The sequence below is a fragment of the Pseudoduganella namucuonensis genome (genome assembly GCF_900116645.1).
In the GTDB taxonomy this organism is placed as follows: domain Bacteria; phylum Pseudomonadota; class Gammaproteobacteria; order Burkholderiales; family Burkholderiaceae_D; genus Rugamonas; species Rugamonas namucuonensis.
This window is the reverse complement of record NZ_FPBO01000025.1, coordinates 32,230-48,349: the sequence shown is the minus strand read 5'-3', so window position 1 is coordinate 48,349 and position 16,120 is coordinate 32,230. Positions and strand designations below refer to the sequence as shown.

The 16,120-nt window shown below is 67.5% G+C and carries 14 protein-coding genes; 3 read left to right on the top strand and 11 right to left on the bottom strand.

The genetic code is table 11. From position 1 onward, the window contains the following. Positions 1–84 precede the first annotated feature (84 nt). On the top strand, positions 85–921 hold the full coding sequence (locus tag BM436_RS23260; protein ID WP_093557924.1) for an HDOD domain-containing protein: 837 nt from the start codon (positions 85–87) through the stop codon (positions 919–921). A 28-nt stretch (positions 922–949) separates the two neighbouring features. Here the strand turns inward: BM436_RS23260 and BM436_RS23255 are convergent, their stop codons facing one another. From BM436_RS23255 to BM436_RS23245, 3 genes are read right to left on the bottom strand one after another with little or no spacing between them, the layout of a single operon-like run. Further along, the gene (locus BM436_RS23255; RefSeq protein WP_093557923.1) at positions 950–2,170 is read right to left on the bottom strand and encodes a coiled-coil domain-containing protein; all 1,221 of its coding nucleotides are present in this window, start codon (positions 2,168–2,170) and stop codon (positions 950–952) included. Positions 2,171–2,183: 13 nt separating this feature from the next. Beyond that, the gene (locus BM436_RS23250) at positions 2,184–2,564 is read right to left on the bottom strand and encodes a DUF6384 family protein (RefSeq protein WP_093557922.1); all 381 of its coding nucleotides are present in this window, start codon (positions 2,562–2,564) and stop codon (positions 2,184–2,186) included. A 15-nt stretch (positions 2,565–2,579) separates the two neighbouring features. After that, on the bottom strand, positions 2,580–3,716 hold the full coding sequence (locus BM436_RS23245; RefSeq protein ID WP_177307447.1) for a merozoite surface protein 3b: 1,137 nt from the start codon (positions 3,714–3,716) through the stop codon (positions 2,580–2,582). 113 nt (positions 3,717–3,829) lie between these two features. Between BM436_RS23245 and BM436_RS23240 the strand changes: the two genes are divergently transcribed. Then, complete coding sequence (locus tag BM436_RS23240) at positions 3,830–5,020, top strand: pyridoxal-phosphate-dependent aminotransferase family protein (protein WP_093557921.1); 1,191 nt, start codon at positions 3,830–3,832, stop codon at positions 5,018–5,020. Between the two features lie 328 nt (positions 5,021–5,348). Here BM436_RS23240 and BM436_RS23230 read toward each other — a convergent pair whose 3' ends face one another. The 7 genes from BM436_RS23230 to queA form a co-directional block, all read right to left on the bottom strand. Next, complete coding sequence (locus tag BM436_RS23230; protein WP_093557919.1) at positions 5,349–5,966, bottom strand: glutathione S-transferase family protein; 618 nt, start codon at positions 5,964–5,966, stop codon at positions 5,349–5,351. A gap of 194 nt (positions 5,967–6,160) precedes the next feature. Further along, positions 6,161–6,853 (bottom strand): helix-turn-helix transcriptional regulator, encoded by a 693-nt coding sequence (locus BM436_RS23225; protein WP_177307445.1) that lies wholly within the window; start codon positions 6,851–6,853, stop codon positions 6,161–6,163. Between the two features lie 69 nt (positions 6,854–6,922). Beyond that, positions 6,923–7,954, bottom strand: coding sequence for a protein translocase subunit SecF (secF, locus tag BM436_RS23220; RefSeq protein WP_093557918.1), 1,032 nt, complete (start codon positions 7,952–7,954; stop codon positions 6,923–6,925). 21 nt (positions 7,955–7,975) lie between these two features. Beyond that, on the bottom strand, positions 7,976–9,850 hold the full coding sequence (gene secD, locus BM436_RS23215) for a protein translocase subunit SecD (protein ID WP_093557917.1): 1,875 nt from the start codon (positions 9,848–9,850) through the stop codon (positions 7,976–7,978). Positions 9,851–9,911: 61 nt separating this feature from the next. Then, positions 9,912–10,238, bottom strand: a complete 327-nt coding sequence (yajC, locus tag BM436_RS23210) for a preprotein translocase subunit YajC (protein WP_093557916.1) — start codon at positions 10,236–10,238, stop codon at positions 9,912–9,914. A gap of 130 nt (positions 10,239–10,368) precedes the next feature. Then, a complete protein-coding gene (tgt, locus tag BM436_RS23205; protein WP_093557915.1) occupies positions 10,369–11,508 on the bottom strand; it encodes a tRNA guanosine(34) transglycosylase Tgt in 1,140 nt (379 codons plus the stop codon). Positions 11,509–11,532: 24 nt separating this feature from the next. After that, positions 11,533–12,558, bottom strand: coding sequence for a tRNA preQ1(34) S-adenosylmethionine ribosyltransferase-isomerase QueA (queA, locus tag BM436_RS23200; protein ID WP_093557914.1), 1,026 nt, complete (start codon positions 12,556–12,558; stop codon positions 11,533–11,535). A gap of 74 nt (positions 12,559–12,632) precedes the next feature. On the opposite strand from queA, the gene recG reads away from it, so the two are divergent. Further along, positions 12,633–14,687 carry an ATP-dependent DNA helicase RecG gene (gene recG / locus BM436_RS23195; RefSeq protein ID WP_093557913.1) on the top strand — a complete coding sequence of 685 codons (2,055 nt, stop codon included), beginning with the start codon at positions 12,633–12,635 and terminating at the stop codon, positions 14,685–14,687. A gap of 211 nt (positions 14,688–14,898) precedes the next feature. Here recG and BM436_RS23190 read toward each other — a convergent pair whose 3' ends face one another. Next, a complete protein-coding gene (locus tag BM436_RS23190) occupies positions 14,899–16,116 on the bottom strand; it encodes an MFS transporter (RefSeq protein WP_093557912.1) in 1,218 nt (405 codons plus the stop codon). Positions 16,117–16,120 lie beyond the last annotated feature (4 nt).

Genomic DNA, 16,120 nt, shown 5'->3' with positions numbered 1-16,120 from the left:
GTTTGGGCGCATAATTTGCTGCGGATTTCATCAAAACTGTGTCAAAATAGTTCCATGCAGCAATAATCTGGATATAAAGACAAGATGAACAGAGTCGACGCCTTCAAGCACATCGCCGCCCAGGCGGGCCGGGGGGAACTCGCGTTTCCCGCCAACGTGGCCGCCTCGCTCAAGCTGCAGCAGGCGTTGAACGATCCCGACTGCCACGCCGACACGGCCGTCAAACTGATCCAGGCCGACCCGCTGCTGGCGGCCCGCACCGTGGCCATCGCCAACTCGGTCGCCTACAACCGCTCCGGCACCGAGATCTCCGGCGTGCGCTCGGCCGTGCAGCGCCTCGGCGTGCGCACGCTGCAGTCGCTGGTGGCGTCGCTGATCGTGCGCCAGCTGGGCAGCAAGCTGACCGATCCGGACTTGCAGGCCAAGGCCGCCCAGCTGTGGGAGCACACCGCCCACGTGGCGGCGCTGGCGCAGGTGATCGCGCGCCGCGTGGCCCAGGTCGATCCGGACACGGCGCTGTTCGCGGGCATCATCCACGAGGTGGGCGGCTTCTACATGCTGGCGCGCGCCGCGGAGTATCCCGGCATCATGGACGGCGATCCGGAGGACTGGATCGCCCATGGCGAAACGGAAATCGGCCGCGGCGTGCTGCGCAAGCTGGCCGTGCCGGACCCGGTGACGCAGGCCATCGAGGCGATGTGGACCGGCATGCGCGCGCTGCCGCCGGAGAACCTGGGCGACACGCTGCTGCTGGCCAACGACCTGGCGCCGGTCGATTCGCCGCTGCACCAGCCGCAGGGCGCGACCACCCGGGCCAGCGCCCGCACCATCGATTTCGCGGTCGGCGACGGCACGCTGGAGGCCATCCTGCGCGAGTCGGCCGACGAGGTGAAGTCGCTGTACGCGGTGCTGATGCTTTGACGTCAACCCGGCCGGCCCGGCCGCCGCGCTAGGCGCCGCCCCAAGCGTTCTCGCTGTAGGCGCCGCGCCGCAGCGCGTGCCGCTGCACCGTCTGCAGCACGGTGGCCGTGTCGATCTCCCCGTTCATGCAGCGCGACACCAGCCGCTGCAGCTCCAGTCCCTCTCCGTACTCCACGCCGTCCAGCCAGTGCCCCTGGCGCAGCGCGTCCTCCAGTTCGGTGGCGCGCCGCAGGTCCGCCTCCGCGTGCTGGCGCGCGGCCAGCGCCCGCTCGTAGTCGCGCCGGCTGCCGGACAGCTTGTCGTGCAGGTTGACGATCTCCAGCGCCAGCCTGTCGTCCTCCGGGCTGGGCGTGGCGCGCACGCGGGCGATCAGCGCCTCCAGCGGCTGCGCCTTGAGACTGGCGGCCAGCAGGTCCTGCGCCTTGCGGTAGCGGGGATCGCGCCGCGCCGCGTAGTCCGCCATGCTGGCCTCCACGTGCCGCGCGCGCGCCTCGGCCTGGGCGATGGCCGCCTCCAGCGGCGCCACCTGGCGCGCGATGCGCTCGGCGCCGGTGAGGGGGCGGGCCAGTTCCTCGAGCGCGCGGCGCGCCTCCTCCACGCGGGCGGCCAGCCGCTCGGCCCGCTCCGGCAGCGCCGCGCGCATGGCCAGCAGCATCCGCTCGTTGCGGTGGTTCTCGTCGAAGTGGCACAGCCCCGCGATCCACTGGTCGCCGCGCGCGGCGTCGCCGTCTCGCGCGTACTCCGGCGTGCCGTAGCCGGCCTCGCGCAGCCAGGCGTACAACGGCTCGTCGCGGTAGCGCGCCAGCTTGCCGTCGATCTCGGCGCGCAGCTCCGGCTCGGCCGCCGCGTGGTCCGCCAGTTCGGCGCGGGCGCGCTCGTATTCGCGCTGCGCCGCCAGCTGCTCGGCGGTGCGCGTGTCCGGCTGCGCCATGGCGGCCTTGATGATGGCGGTCTGGCTACGGATCTCGGCCATGTAGCCGGCGATTTCCTGGTCGATGGCGGACATCTCGGCGCGCAACGCCTGTTCCTCGTCGGCGCGGAACTCCAGCTCGCGCGCCACTTCGCTTTCCAGCGTGCCCATGTCCTCCAGTTGCAGCACCGCCACCTGCCGCAGCAGCTTGGCGATGCGCTGCTCCAGCGCGATCTCGTCGCGGCTCGCCTCCGCGCAGCGCACTTCGCAGCTGCGCAGCTTGCCCTGGTACAGGCGGCTGTTCTCCTGCACCGCCTCGTTGAATTCCCGACTGTTCATTCCCCGTCCCGCCTCAACGCAGCAGCCTGGCCAGCGCCGCCCCGACGCGGCCGATGACGCCCCTCGGCGCCGGCGCCGGGCCGGGCGCGCCGGCGCGCGCCGCCGGCGCCCCCGTCCCTTGCGCCTGGATGTAGGCCAGCGCCCGCGCGTAGTCGGGCGAGGCGGTGTCCGCCGGCTGGAACTCCAGCCGGCGCGCGAAATAGGCCCGCACGCCCTGCTCGATCAGGGCGTCGTCGACCTCGATGCGCTGCGCGCTGTAATACGCGCGCACGCGTTCGGCGACCTCCTCCCGCCGCCGCGGCAAGTCCAGGTGCTCGTCGACCTGCATGCGCCGGTGGCGCAGCTCGTCGATGAGCGCCATCGCGCCCATCTGCTCGGCCAGCTGGATCTTCATCTCAAGCCCGCCACGTCACGCCCCCTTGTTCAGCAGCGCCACGAAGCGCTTCTTGCTGTCCTCGGTGGCGGCCTCGATCTCCTTCGAGGTGCGGGTCGATTCCTCGCGCAGCTCCTCGATCAGCTTCATGCTGCTGCCCTGGAACTCGACGATGGCCGAGGCCAGCGCCGTCACCGAACTGGCGCGCAGGGTGGAGCCGTAGCCGGCGCGCAGGCCCGCCTCGAGCTGCTGGTTGCCGGTCTTGGCCAGCGCCTCCAGGCCCTGGTTGATGCCGTCCGTCATCGCGTCCAGCGTCTTGGTGGTTTCCGACAGGCCGGCCATGGCGGTGAACGACGCGGCCAGGCCGGTGAACACCACCTCGTTGGTCGAGAAGAAGGTCACCGCGCGCTGGTAGATGCGCTCCTTCAGCGTGTGGGTCTGCTGCAGGCGGGCGAACACCAGCTCGGCGGTGTTGTAGGAGGTCTTCAGGTCGTCGGCGATGTCCTTGACGATCTGGTAGGACTTGTCCTCGTCCTGCACCGCGCGCACGGCCTCGTCGCGCGCCAGCTCCAGGCGGGCGCGCTCCACGTCGTCGGCCACGTTCTCGGTGGCCTTGCTGGCCGCGTCCAATTCCGCCTTGCGTTGCTCCAGCGCGGCGGTGGCCACGGCCAGCACCTGCTGCGCGTCCACCTCGGCGGTCTTGAGCGCCATGCGGAAGTCGCGGTAGGCCTCGAGGATGGCGTCCTCGCGCTGGATCTGGTCGTTGGCGGCCTTGGCCACCTCCAGGTAAGTGGCGCGGATGCTGTTGAAGCGGTCCGGGATGGAACCGCGGCGCATCTTCATCCAGCCCAGCTGGATGCGTTCCTGGAAGTCCAGGCGGCCGTCGGCGATCCAGCCGCTCATCTTCTCGGCGTCCTCGCGCACGGAGTTGAAGCTGGCCGTGATGTCGGCGTAGCGGGTGGAGATGTCCATGCCCTGGATCTGTTCGCGCACGGCGGCGTTGAAGGCGGACGAGTGCTGCAGCGTGGTGGCGATGGCGGTGATCTTCACGGCGTCGTATTTCGCCACTTTCTCCAGCAGCGGCACCACCGGGGCGGTCTCGGGACCGCCCAGCTTGATGCCCAGGGTGCGCAGCGCGCCGACGGCGCGGTCGAGGTAGCTGATGTTGTTCACGCGGATCTCTCTTCAGTTTCAATAAAGTAATCTTATATCAGAAATATGCCGGCCAAAAAGCGACGAAGCGGGAACGATGTTATATTTTCCACCAATCAAACCTTGGACCCGCCATGCAAACACCACCGACAGTCGACAGCCTGATCAACATCCTGCCCACCGAACCCCTGCTGATGATGGGCGCCGGCCCCGTGCCCATCCCGCACAGCGTGGCGCAGGCCAATTCCATCGTCATCAACCATTTGGGCGACACGATGGCGAAGATCATCCACCAGATGAAGGAAATGGCGCGCTACGTATTCCAGACCGAGTCGCGCTGGATCCTGGGCGTGGCGGGACCGGGTTCGGCCGCGATGGAAATGAGCGTGTGCAACCTGGTGTTCCCCGGCACCCGCGTGCTGAGCGTGTGCAACGGCTATTTCGGCCGCCGTTTCGGCGAGATGGCCAGCCGCGTCGGCGGCCAGGTCGACTACCTGATCGTGCCGGACGGCGAGGCGGCCCAGCTGGCCGTGGTGCGCGAGCACCTGGAACGGCTGCGGCCCGAGGTGCTGACCATCGCGCAGGGCGAAACCTCGTCCACCGTGTTCAACCACACCCTGCCGCAGATCACGAAGCTGGCGCGCGACTACGGCTGCTACGTGATCGTGGACGCGGTGTGCACGCTGAGCACCATGCCCTGCGAGATGGACAACTGGAAGATCGACGCGGTGGTGACGGGCGGCCAGAAGGGCCTGTCGTCCATCCCCGGGGTGTCGCTGATCGCGTTCTCGGAACGGGCCTGGGAGCGCATCAACGCGCGCACCGCGCCGCCGCCGCACTGGTGCCTGGACGCCAAGCTGGCCGAGCAGTTCTGGCACAACGCGTCCTACCACTACACGGCGCCGGTGTCGGGCATCCTGGCGCTGCACGAGGCGCTGCACCTGATCTGCAAGGAAACGCTGGAGGAGCGCTTCGAGCGCCACCTGCGCTGCTCGCTGGGCCTGCAGCGCGGCGTGGAGGCGATGGGGCTGTCGCTGTACGGTGCGGCCGAGTCGCGGCTCAATTCGGTGGTCGGCATCCAGGTGCCGGCCGGCGTCAACCGCGCCGAGATCTGCAAGCAGATCTCGCTGAAATACCGCGTCGAAATCTCGGGCTCCTTCGGCCTGGACATCGTGCGCATCGGCCAGATGGGCGAGCAGTGCCGCGCGCACCACCTGTTCCGCACCCTGCACGCGCTGGGCTCGACCATGAAAGACCTGGGCGCCGACGTGGACGTGGCGGCCGGCGTGGCCGAGCTGGAACGCGAGCTGCAGCGCGGCAACTGAGCAAACCGGCTGGCGCTGCCGCTGCCGCAGGCCCGCGCGGACAACGCCGCCGCGGCCTGCGCGGCCGTGGCCCGCGCAGGCCCGTGCCGCTATTCGACGAGCTGCGCGATCAGCTCCGGCGCCGGCCGCGCGACCAGCCGCCGCTCGCCGCGGAGGTCGGCGTCGCGCCGCGGCCCTTCCGCCGGCGCGGGCCGGCTGGTTCCGCCGGCATCCGCCCGGCGCGTTTCCCCGGCGGCGCTGGCGCACTGCCCGGACCGTTGAAGGCCATCGGCGGGCAAGCCCAGCCGCGCCCGGGCGCGTTCCATGGTGAGGCAAATGACGCACATGGCTAGAACTCGCGCTCGGTTTGCAGCCAGGCCGGCAACAACTGCACGCGGGCGAACCAGGCCATGAGGTTGGCGTGGCCGGACAGCGGCAACGAGGCCTTGCCGATGTACATCAGCGGCGCGGCCAGCGCGATGTCGGCCAGCGTGACCGCGTCGCCCACCACCCATTGGCGGCCGGCCAGGTGCCCGTCCAGCACGCTGGCGAACTGTTCCAGGTCGGCGCCGCCGCGGGCCTCTTCGCGCGGATCCGCCGGCTGGCCGGTGACATAGCCCTTCCAGATGCGTTCCCAGGTCAACACCCCGATCGCCGGCGAGAAGTGCTGGCAGGCCCAGAACAGCCAGCGGTTCACGTCCGCGCGCGTCCGCAAGTCCCGCTGGTACAGTTCGTGGCCGGGCGTCTTGTCGGCCAGGTATTGCATGATGGCGCAGGACTCCCACAGCAGGAAGCCGTCGTCCTCCAGCACCGGCAGCATGCCGTTGGGATTGAGTTCCAGCAGGCGGCGGCGGTCGGCCTCGCTGGCCAGGTTGATTTCAACGACGTCCACCTCGGCGCCCAGCATGTGGACGGCGATGGCCACGCGGCGGGCGTTGGACGAGAGCGGGGAATAGTACAGGCGCATGTTGGGATCTCCTATCGTGGACGTGCAAACATGATAGAAGCGCCACGCGACAGTTTCTGTCAGTAGCGTTTAGGAAGGCGCGGGGACAAAAAAAAACCCCGCTGGGGAGCAGCGGGGGAAGTCCAAAACTAGGGATGTCCTGAAAGAGACGAGTCCATCTTAAGGCCGCTCCGCGCGAGGCTCTGTGCGTTGATTCACATATCTTCGCGAATATTGTTCTCGGCGCGCCAGGCTTGCAGCAAGGCATGCCGCGGCGTCGGATAGCGCTCGGCGATGGGCTCGGCCGCGCTGATGCGGTCGATGCGGAAATGGCGCAGCGCGTCGCGCATCTCGCACCAGGCCGCCAGCAGCCGCTTGCCCTCCATATAGGCCAGCGCGAACGGCCACACGATGCGCTGGGATTCGCGCCCGGCCTCGTCGCGGTAGCTGATGCGCATCTTGTGTTGTTGCCGGATGGCCAGCCGCGCCGGCTGCACGAAGGCCTCGCTGGCGGTTTCGTCGTAGCCGATGGGCACCCACAGGCTGGTGTCGGCCATGCTGTCGCGCAAGTCCTTGGGCGAGGCGGTGGCGATCTTGGCCAGCGCGCTGGAGGCCGCCTTGGACAGGCCCTCGTCGCCCTGGCGCCGCACCCAGCGCGCGCCCAGCACCAGCGCCTCCAGCTCGTCGGCGCCGAACATCAGCGGCGGCAGGAAGAAGCCGGCGCGCAGCATGTAGCCGACGCCGGCCTCGCCCTCCAGCGGCGCGCCCAGCTCGGCCAGGGTCTGCATGTCGCGGTAGATGGTGCGCTCGGACACGCCCAGCTGCTCGGCCAGTTTCGCGGCCGTGACGGGACGGCGGTTGCCGCGCAGGGCATCCATCAGCTGGAACAGGCGGCCGGCTCGGCTCATCGTTTCTCCCGGGATAAAAAAAATGCCGCCAGTGTTGCACGTGGCGGCATCTTGGCTAGGCGAGCGGTATTAAACCACGGCGCCGTCCGTTTCGTCCTTCTCCTTGACCGGCTTGATCAGGTCTTCGCGCTTCACGCCCAGCCACATGGCCACGGCCGCGGCCACGAACACGGAGGAGTAGATGCCGAAGCAGATGCCGATGGTCAGCGCGACGGCGAAGTAGTGCAGCGTCGGGCCGCCGAACAGCAGCATCGACAGCACCATCATCTGCGTGCAGCCGTGGGTGATGATGGTGCGCGAGATGGTGGAGGTGATGGCGTTGTCGATCACCTCGTGCACCGAGGCCTTGCGCTGCTTGCGGAAGTTTTCGCGGATACGGTCGAAGATGACCACCGATTCGTTGACCGAATAGCCCAGCACCGCCAGCACCGCCGCCAGCACCGTCAGCGAGAATTCCCACTGGAAGTAGGCGAAGAAGCCCAGGATGATGACCACGTCGTGCAGGTTGGCGATGATGGCCGCGACCGCGTACTTCCATTCGAAGCGCGCGGCCAGGTAGATCATCACGCCCACGATCACCATGATCAGCGCGTTCAGGCCGTTCTGGGCCAGCTCGTCGCCCACCTGCGGGCCGACGAATTCCACCTTGTTCAGGTGCACCGTCTCGGCGCCGGCCGCGTCCACGCAGGCGGTCTTGGCGATTTGCTCGCCCTTCTCGCTAACGCTTTCCAGGCGCTTGGTCTGGCCGCCATCGGCCTTGCACAGCGCCTCGAACACGCGGCCCGAGGCCTCGGACGCCTCCTTGCTGCTGGCGCCCTGCACGATCGGCAGGCGCAGCATCACGTCGCGCGCGGTGCCGAAGCCGGTCACCTCGGGCTGCTCGTAGCCCAGCGCGGAGACCGTTTTACGGATCTGCTCGATGTTGGCCGCGTGCGGATACTTCACCTCCATCACGGTGCCGCCCTTGAACTCGATCGACAGGTGCAGCCCCTTGTGGAACAGGAAGAACACCGCCGCCACGAAGGTCAGCGCCGACACCACGTTGAACACCAACGCGTGGCGCATGAACGGGATGTCTTTTTTAATGCGGAAAAATTCCATGAAATCCTACCTTCTGTGCTGTTATTTCGACGACGTGCCGGGAACCCAGACCGTGCCGATGGCGATGGACTGCAGCTTCTTCTTGCGGCCGTACCACAGGTTGACCACGCCGCGCGACACGAAGACGGCGGAGAACATCGAGGTCAGGATGCCCAGGCAGTGCACCACGGCGAAGCCGCGCACGGCGCCCGAACCGAACACCAGCAGCGCCAGGCCGACGATCAGCGTGGTGACGTTGGAGTCCAGGATGGTGGCCCAGGCGCGGTCGAAGCCGGCCGCGATGGCGGCCTGCGGCGTGGCGCCGGAACGCAGCTCCTCGCGGATGCGCTCGTTGATCAGCACGTTGGCGTCGATCGCCATGCCCAGCGCCAGCGCGATCGCGGCGATGCCCGGCAGGGTCAGGGTGGCCTGCATCATCGACAGCAACGCGATCAACAGCAGCAGGTTGACGCCCAGCGCCAGCACGCTGAAGAAGCCGAACATCATGTAGTAGATCATCATGAACACGGCGATGGCGGCGAAGCCGTACACCATGGACAGCTGGCCCTTCTTGATGTTTTCCGCGCCCAGCGCCGGACCGACGGTGCGTTCCTCGATCACGGTCATCGGCGCGTACAGCGCGCCCGAGCGCAGCAGCAGCGCCAGCTCGGTGGAGTTTTCCATGTTGCCCATGCCGGTGATCTGGAAGCCGCTACCGCCCAGCTCGCTCTGAATGGTGGCCACGGACAGCACCTCGGGCTTGCCCTTCTGCTCGTACAGCACGATGGCCATGCGCTTGCCCACGCGGTCGCGGGTCGCCTCGCGGATCTTGCGGCCGCCGTCGCCGTTCAGGTCGATCGACACGGCCGGCTGCTGGTTCTGGTCGAAGGTGGCGGTGGCGCGCGAGATGTAGTCGCCGGTCAGCACGATGTCCTTGTACAGGATCACCGGCACGCCCTTGCCGACGGTGAACAGCTCGGAGTTGAACGGCACCGCCGCCTGCAGCTCGGTGCCGGGGGTGATGGAATCGTCCACCATGCGGATCTCCAGGGTGGCGGTGCGGCCGATGATGGCCTTGGCGCGCGCCACGTCCTGCACGCCGGGCAGCTGCACCACGATGCGGTCCGGACCCTGCTGCTGGATGATGGGTTCGCTCACGCCCAGCTCGTTGACGCGCTTGGACAGGGTGGCGATGTTCTGCTTGACGCCGTTGTCCATGGCGTCCTTGAGCGCGGCCGGCTTCAGGGCGATGGCCAGGCTCAGGTCTTCCCCCGCGCCGCCGTCGGTCAGGATCACGTCCTGCATCAAGTCGTTGACGACCTTGCGGGCCAGCTGGCGCGTGGCCTCGTCGCGGAACCTCACCTCCACCACGTTGCCCTTGCGCTCGATGCCGGCGTGGCGCACGCTCTTGTCGCGCAGCGCGCTGCGCACGGCGGTCTGGATGCCCAGCACGCGCTTCTCGAGCGCCGCCTGCACGTCCACCTGCATCAGGAAGTGCACGCCGCCGCGCAAGTCCAGGCCCAGGTACATGGGCTTGGCGAGGATGCTCGTCATCCACTCGGGGGTGTTGGCGGTCAGGTTGTTGGTGACGATGTAGGCCGGATCGGCCGGATCGGGATTGAGCGCCTTCTCCAGGGCCAGCTTGGCCTTGAACTGCACGTCGGTGTCGGTGAAGCGCGCGCGCACCGAGGTGTGGCTGCCGGTGCCGTCCAGGTTGATGCTGACGGCGGGGATGTTGCCTTGCTTGAGCACGTCCGCCACGCGGGCGCTCAGCTCGCTGGTGACCTTGACAGTGGATTTGCCACTGGTCACCTGCAGCGCCGGCGATTCACCGAAGTAGTTGGGCGCCGTGTACAGCGCCCCGATCAGCACGGCGAAGGCGATGAGGATGTATTTCCAGACAGGATAGCGATTCATATACGTTCCAGGAGAGGCTCGAACGGGCCGCCGATGCTGGATCGGGCGGCCCGTGGTCGGATTACAGCGCTTTCAGCGTGCCTTTCGGCAGCAGCGTGGTGATCGATGGCTTTTGCACGATGATCTCGTTGCCGGGGGAGACTTCCAGGGTCACGTACACGTCGGTCACCTTGGACACTTTGCCCAGGATGCCGCCGGCGGTCACCACTTCGTCGCCCTTGGCCAGCGCATCCATCATCGCCTTCTGTTCCTTGGCGCGCTTCTGCTGGGGACGGATCATCAGGAAGTACATCACCACGAACATCAGGACCAGCGGCAGGAAGCTGGTGAGGTTGCCGCCCAGGCCGAGTGCGTCGGTGGATTGGGCGTAGGCATTGGAAATGAACACAGGGGACTCCAGTAATATAGTTTGAAAAATTAGCGCTGTATTCTAGCACCCGCCGGGACTCGTCAGACGTCCAGGCGATATGGGGCCGGGTAATTCTTTTTGCAAGCTTGCGGCGCGCCTGGCGCGGCGCCTACACGCCCCGCGCCCGGTCGGCGTGGAACTGTTGCACCCACGCCGGGAAGCGGTCCCCGTCCAGCGCCTCGCGCATCTGGCGCATGATGTCCAGGTAGTAGTGCAGGTTGTGGATGGTGTTCAGGCGCGCGCCCAGGATTTCCTGGGAACGGTGCAGGTGGTGCAGATAGGCGCGCGAGAAGTTGCGGCAGGCGTAGCAGCCGCAGCTCTCGTCGAGCGGCTGGGTGTCTTCCTTGTAGCGCGCGTTCTTGATCTTGATGTCGCCGAAGCGGGTAAAGATCCAGCCGTTGCGCGCGTTCCGGGTCGGCATCACGCAGTCGAACATGTCGACGCCGTTCGACACGCCGGCCACCAGGTCCTCCGGCGTGCCCACGCCCATCAGGTAGTGCGGCTTGTTGGGCGGCAGGCGCGGGCCGACGTGGGCCAGCACGCGCATCATGTCCTCCTTCGGCTCGCCGACCGACAGGCCACCGATGGCCAGGCCGGGGAAATCGATCTCCTCCAGCTTGGCCAGCGATTCGTCGCGCAGGTTCTCGAACATGCCGCCCTGGACGATGCCGAACAGCGCGTTCGGGTTCTCGCCGCGGTTGAACTCGTCCATGGAGCGCTGCGCCCAGCGCAGCGACATGCGCATGGACTTGGCCGCCTCGTCCACCGTGGCCGGGCGGCCCTGGATTTCATAGGGGGTGCACTCGTCGAACTGCATCACGATGTCGGAATTGAGCACGCGCTGGATCTGCATCGAGATCTCGGGCGACAGGAACAGCTTGTCGCCGTTGATGGGCGAATTGAAATGCACGCCCTCCTCGGTGATCTTGCGCATCTCGCCCAGCGAAAACACCTGGAAGCCGCCGGAATCGGTCAGGATCGGCTTGTCCCAGCCCATGAAGCCGTGCAGGCCGCCGAACTTCGACATCACGTCGTTGCCCGGGCGCAGCCACAGGTGGAAGGTGTTGCCCAGGATGATCTGCGCGCCGATTTCCTTCAGCTCCAGCGGCGACATGGCCTTCACCGAGCCGTAGGTGCCGACCGGCATGAAGATCGGGGTCTGCACCTCGCCGTGGTTCAGTTTGACGGTGCCGCGGCGCGCCTTGGTCAGGCCCGTGGTGTCGTTCTTGATGAGTTTAAATTCCAGCATGGATGTCCTAAATGAACGCGCTATTTATGCGCGGGCCTGCGTCGTCAGCAGCATGGCGTCGCCGTAGCTGAAGAAGCGGTATTCGTGTGCGATCGCGTGGGCGTAGGCCGCGCGGATCTCGTCGTAGCCGGCGAAGGCCGACACCAGCATCAGCAGCGTCGATTTCGGCAGGTGGAAATTGGTGATCAGGCGGGTCACCGTCTTGAAGCGGTAGCCGGGCGTGATGAACAGCGCGGTGTCGGCGCTGCCGGCCTCCAGCCGGCCGGACTGCGACGCCGATTCCAGCGCGCGCAGGCTGGTGGTGCCGACCGCCACCACGTCGCGTCCCGCCGCGCGGGCGGCGCGCGCCGCGTCCACCGTGGCCTGCGGCATGGTGTACCACTCGGTGTGCATCTTGTGCTCGGCCAGGTTCTCGGTGCGCACCGGCTGGAAGGTGCCGGCACCCACGTGCAGGGTCACATAGGCGAAGTTCACGCCCTTGTCCCTCAGCTTTTGCAGCAGGGCCTCGTCGAAATGCAGGCCGGCCGTGGGCGCGGCGACGGCGCCCGGCACCTTGTTGAACACGGTCTGGTAGCGGGTCTCGTCGACGGCGTCGGCGGCGTGCTCGATGTAGGGCGGCAGCGGCAGGCGGCCATGGGCCTCGATCAGCTCGAACACGTCGGCTTCGAAGTGCAGCGTGTAGAACTCGCCGGCGCGCTCGCCGACGGTGACGTCGAAGGCGTCGGCCAGGCGTATCTTGACGCCGGGGCCGGGCGACTTGGACGCGCGCACCTGGGCCAGCACGGTGCGGGTGTCCAGCACGCGCTCGACCAGGGCCTCGACCTTGCCGCCGGACTCCTTGACGCCGAAGAAACGCGCCTTCAGCACGCGGGTGTCGTTCATCACCAGCAGGTCGCCGGCCTGGAGCTGATCCAGGATGTCGGTGAATTTGCGGTCGTGCAGTCGCGCGCCGTCCACGTGCAAAAGACGGGAGGCGCTGCGATCCGGCAGAGGAAATTGCGCTATCCGCTCCGGCGGCAAGTTAAAATCGAAATCTGATAGAGAATACAAGAAAGAAGACATAAGGTACTTCTGAAACTGTTGGGCAACCCTCTATTTTACACCAGCCCAAGAACCACCTGAATATGGCCGCACCTAAGCAAAAGAAACCGACTGTCAGCCCGGAAGCAAAATTGGCCAAGCTGGGCCTGCGCACCGATATGGACCTGGTGCTGCACCTGCCCATGCGCTACGAGGACGAAACGCAGGTCATCACGATACGCGACGCGTGCCTGCGCGGCGGCCAGTCCTCGCAGGTGGAGGGCATCGTCACCAAGAGCGAGATCGGCTTCAAGCCGCGGCGCCAGTTGCTGGTCCATATCGCCGACGAGACCGGGGACTTGCAGCTGCGCTTCATGAACTTCTACGGCAGCCAGGTCAAGCAGCTGGCCGAGGGCACGCGGGTGCGCGCGCGGGGCGAGCTGAAACACGGCTTCTTCGGCGCCGAGATGGTCCATCCCAACTACAAGGTGATCAACGAGGGCGCGCCGCTGCCCACGTCGCTGACACCGGTGTACCCGGCCGGCGAGGGCCTGTCGCAAACCATGCTGCGGCGCGCGATCAACGACGCCATGAAGCGCGTGGACTGGCGCGACACCCTGCCCGCCCCGCTGGTGGCGCGCATGCAACTGACCGACTTCGAGCCGGCCGTGAAGCTGCTGCACTACCCGCCGCAGGAGGTGGACGAGCACGCGCTGCTGGACCGCTCGCATCCCGCGTGGACGCGCATGAAGTTCGACGAGCTGCTGGCGCAGCAGCTGTCGCTGAAGCGCGCGCAGCGCGCGCGGCGCTCCAAGGGATCGCCGCCGCTCAGCGTGGTGGGCGACCTGTCGCGCGCCTTCCAGAGGGCCCTGCCCTTCCACCTGACGGGCGCGCAGCAGCGCGTGCTGGACGAGATCCGCGCCGACATCTGCCAGCCGTATCCGATGCAGCGCCTGCTGCAGGGCGACGTCGGCGCCGGCAAGACCGTGGTGGCGGCGCTGGCCGCCGCGCAAGCCATCGACAGCGGCTACCAGGCCGCCCTGATGGCGCCCACCGAGATCCTGGCCGACCAGCACTTCCGCAAGATCGCCGCGTGGATGGAACCGCTGGGCGTGAAGGTCGCGTGGCTGACGGGCAGCCTGAAAAAGAAGGACAAGGCCGCCGCCACCGCGATGGTCGAATCGGGCGAGGCGCGGCTGGTGATCGGCACGCACGCCATCATCCAGGACACCGTGCAATTCGCGAACCTGGGCATGGTGATCGTCGACGAGCAGCACCGCTTCGGCGTCGGCCAGCGCCTCACGCTGCGCAACAAGGGCAACGAGGACGCGATCCCGCACCAGTTGATGATGTCCGCCACGCCCATCCCGCGCACCCTGGCGATGACGTACTACGCCGACCTGGAAGTGTCGGTGATCGACGAACTGCCGCCGGGGCGCAGCCCCATCGTCACGCGCGCCATCGACCAGAACCGGCGCGACGAGGTGATCGAGCGGGTGCACGCGGCGGCGCTGGAGGGGCGGCAGGTGTACTGGGTCTGCCCGCTGATCGAGGAATCGGAGGCGCTGCAGCTGCAGACCGCCACCGACACCCACGCGCTGCTGGCCGAGGCGCTGCCGGACCTGAGCGTCGGCCTGGTGCACGGGCGCCTGAAGCCGGCGGAAAAGCAGGCCATCATGGACGCCTTCACCGCCAACGAGATGCAGGTGCTGGTGGCGACCACGGTGATCGAGGTCGGCGTGGACGTGCCGAACGCCTCGCTGATGGTGATCGAGCACGCCGAGCGCTTCGGCCTGTCGCAGCTGCACCAGTTGCGCGGGCGCGTGGGGCGGGGCTCGGCGGCCAGCGTCTGCCTGCTGCTGTATCAAAGCCCGCTGGGCGGCGTGGCCAAGCAGCGCCTGATGACGATGCGCGAAACGACGGACGGCTTCGAGATCGCCCGCCGCGACCTGGAGATACGGGGCCCCGGCGAATTCCTCGGCTCGCGCCAATCCGGCCAAGCCATGCTGCGCTTCGCCGACCTGGAAGCCGACGCCTGGCTGGTCGACCAGGCGCGCGACGTCGCCAGCGCCCTGCTGCGCGACGCCCGCCACACCGAAACGGTGGAAGCCCACCTCGAACGCTGGCTCGGCGGCCGCGAGGAATTCCTGAAAGTTTGACAGAATTACATCGGTGTCAGGCGCGACATTCGGACATTCACAACGTGAATGTCCGAATGTCGCGCCTGACACCGATGTGCTTTTGATAACTTAGAGGCACATGACGATGCGGGTGCCGAGGTCGAGCATGAAGTCGGGGCGCAGGTAGGCGAGGAAGGCGAGCGCCAGGACGAGCGCCAGCGCCGCCCTGAGCAGCCAGGTCTTCATGGCCTCACGCGGCTTTCAGGGCGCCGCGCGCGACGGGGCGCTCGTCCACCGGCAGGTTCGCCAGGCCGGCCATCACGCCCAGCGCGATGGCGATGCCCCAGACGACGTCGTAGTTGCCCTGCTGCGCGTACAGGTAGCCGCCCAGCCAGACGCCGAGGAAACTGCCGATCTGGTGCGAGAAGAACACGACCCCCGCCAGCATCGACATGTGCTTGACGCCGAATATGCCGGCGATGATGCCGTTCGTTAGCGGCACCGTGGACAGCCAGATGAAGCCCATCGCCGCGGCGAACAGGTACACCGACATGGCCGACAACGGCGCCAGCAGGAACAACGCGATCACCACCGAGCGGATGAAGTAGATGCCGGACAGCAGATAGCGCTTGGGCACCATGCCGCCCCATTTGCCGGCGTAGAAGGAGCCGAAGATGTTGAACAGGCCGATCAGCGCCAGCGCCATCACGGCCACCTTGGGGTCCACCACGCCCTTGTCCTTCAGGTAGGCCGGCAGGTGGACGGCGATGAACACGACCTGGAAGCCGCACACGAAGTAGCCGGCCACCAGGAACAGGAAGGAGCGGTTGCGCAGCGCCTCGCCCAGCGCCTCGCCTATGCTCTGGTGCTGGCCGTCGCCGCGCGCCACCTCGGGCTCGCGCAGGTAGAAGGACATCGGCACCATGGCCAGGATGATGGCCCCGGCCAGCAGGTAGAAGGCGTTCTGCCAGCCCAGGGACGTGATCAGGAACTGCTCCAGCGGCATCATCAGGAACTGGCCGAAGGAGCTGGCCGCGCCGGAGATGCCGAAGGCCCAGGAGCGCCGCTCCACGGGCGCGACCCGGCCGATGATGCCGCTGACCGCGCCGAAGGCGGTGCACGACAGCCCGAGGCCGATGAACACGCCGGAGCCGATGATGAACAGCGTGGGCTGCGTCACCACCGCCATCCACACCAGCCCCGCCATGTAGGCCAGCGCGCCGACCAGCACCACCCGCATGGTGCCGTAGCGGTCCGCCGCCATGCCGGCCACGGGGCCGAAGGCGCCCCACAACAGGTTTTGCAGCGCCAGCGCCAGCGAATAGGTTTCGCGGGTCCAGCCATTGGCCTCGGAGATGGGCTGCATCCAGAAGCCGAAGCCGTGGCGCACGCCCATGGCCAGCGTCAGGACGACGCCGCTGGCCAGCAGGACGGATTTGAGCGAGGGGACGCGGTCGGCGGTGAACATGGGG

What these genes read in the sequence shown, in the direction of transcription:
- BM436_RS23260 (WP_093557924.1), top strand. Translation starts at nt 85, where the DNA reads ATGAACAGAGTCGACGCCTTCAAGCACATCGCCGCCCAGGCGGGCCGG.
- BM436_RS23255 (WP_093557923.1), bottom strand. Translation starts at nt 2,170, where the DNA reads ATGAACAGTCGGGAATTCAACGAGGCGGTGCAGGAGAACAGCCGCCTG.
- BM436_RS23250 (WP_093557922.1), bottom strand. Translation starts at nt 2,564, where the DNA reads ATGAAGATCCAGCTGGCCGAGCAGATGGGCGCGATGGCGCTCATCGAC.
- BM436_RS23240 (WP_093557921.1), top strand. Translation starts at nt 3,830, where the DNA reads ATGCAAACACCACCGACAGTCGACAGCCTGATCAACATCCTGCCCACC.
- BM436_RS23230 (WP_093557919.1), bottom strand. Translation starts at nt 5,966, where the DNA reads ATGCGCCTGTACTATTCCCCGCTCTCGTCCAACGCCCGCCGCGTGGCC.
- BM436_RS23225 (WP_177307445.1), bottom strand. Translation starts at nt 6,853, where the DNA reads ATGAGCCGAGCCGGCCGCCTGTTCCAGCTGATGGATGCCCTGCGCGGC.
- secF (WP_093557918.1), bottom strand. Translation starts at nt 7,954, where the DNA reads ATGGAATTTTTCCGCATTAAAAAAGACATCCCGTTCATGCGCCACGCG.
- secD (WP_093557917.1), bottom strand. Translation starts at nt 9,850, where the DNA reads ATGAATCGCTATCCTGTCTGGAAATACATCCTCATCGCCTTCGCCGTG.
- tgt (WP_093557915.1), bottom strand. Translation starts at nt 11,508, where the DNA reads ATGCTGGAATTTAAACTCATCAAGAACGACACCACGGGCCTGACCAAG.
- recG (WP_093557913.1), top strand. Translation starts at nt 12,633, where the DNA reads ATGGCCGCACCTAAGCAAAAGAAACCGACTGTCAGCCCGGAAGCAAAA.
- BM436_RS23190 (WP_093557912.1), bottom strand. Translation starts at nt 16,116, where the DNA reads ATGTTCACCGCCGACCGCGTCCCCTCGCTCAAATCCGTCCTGCTGGCC.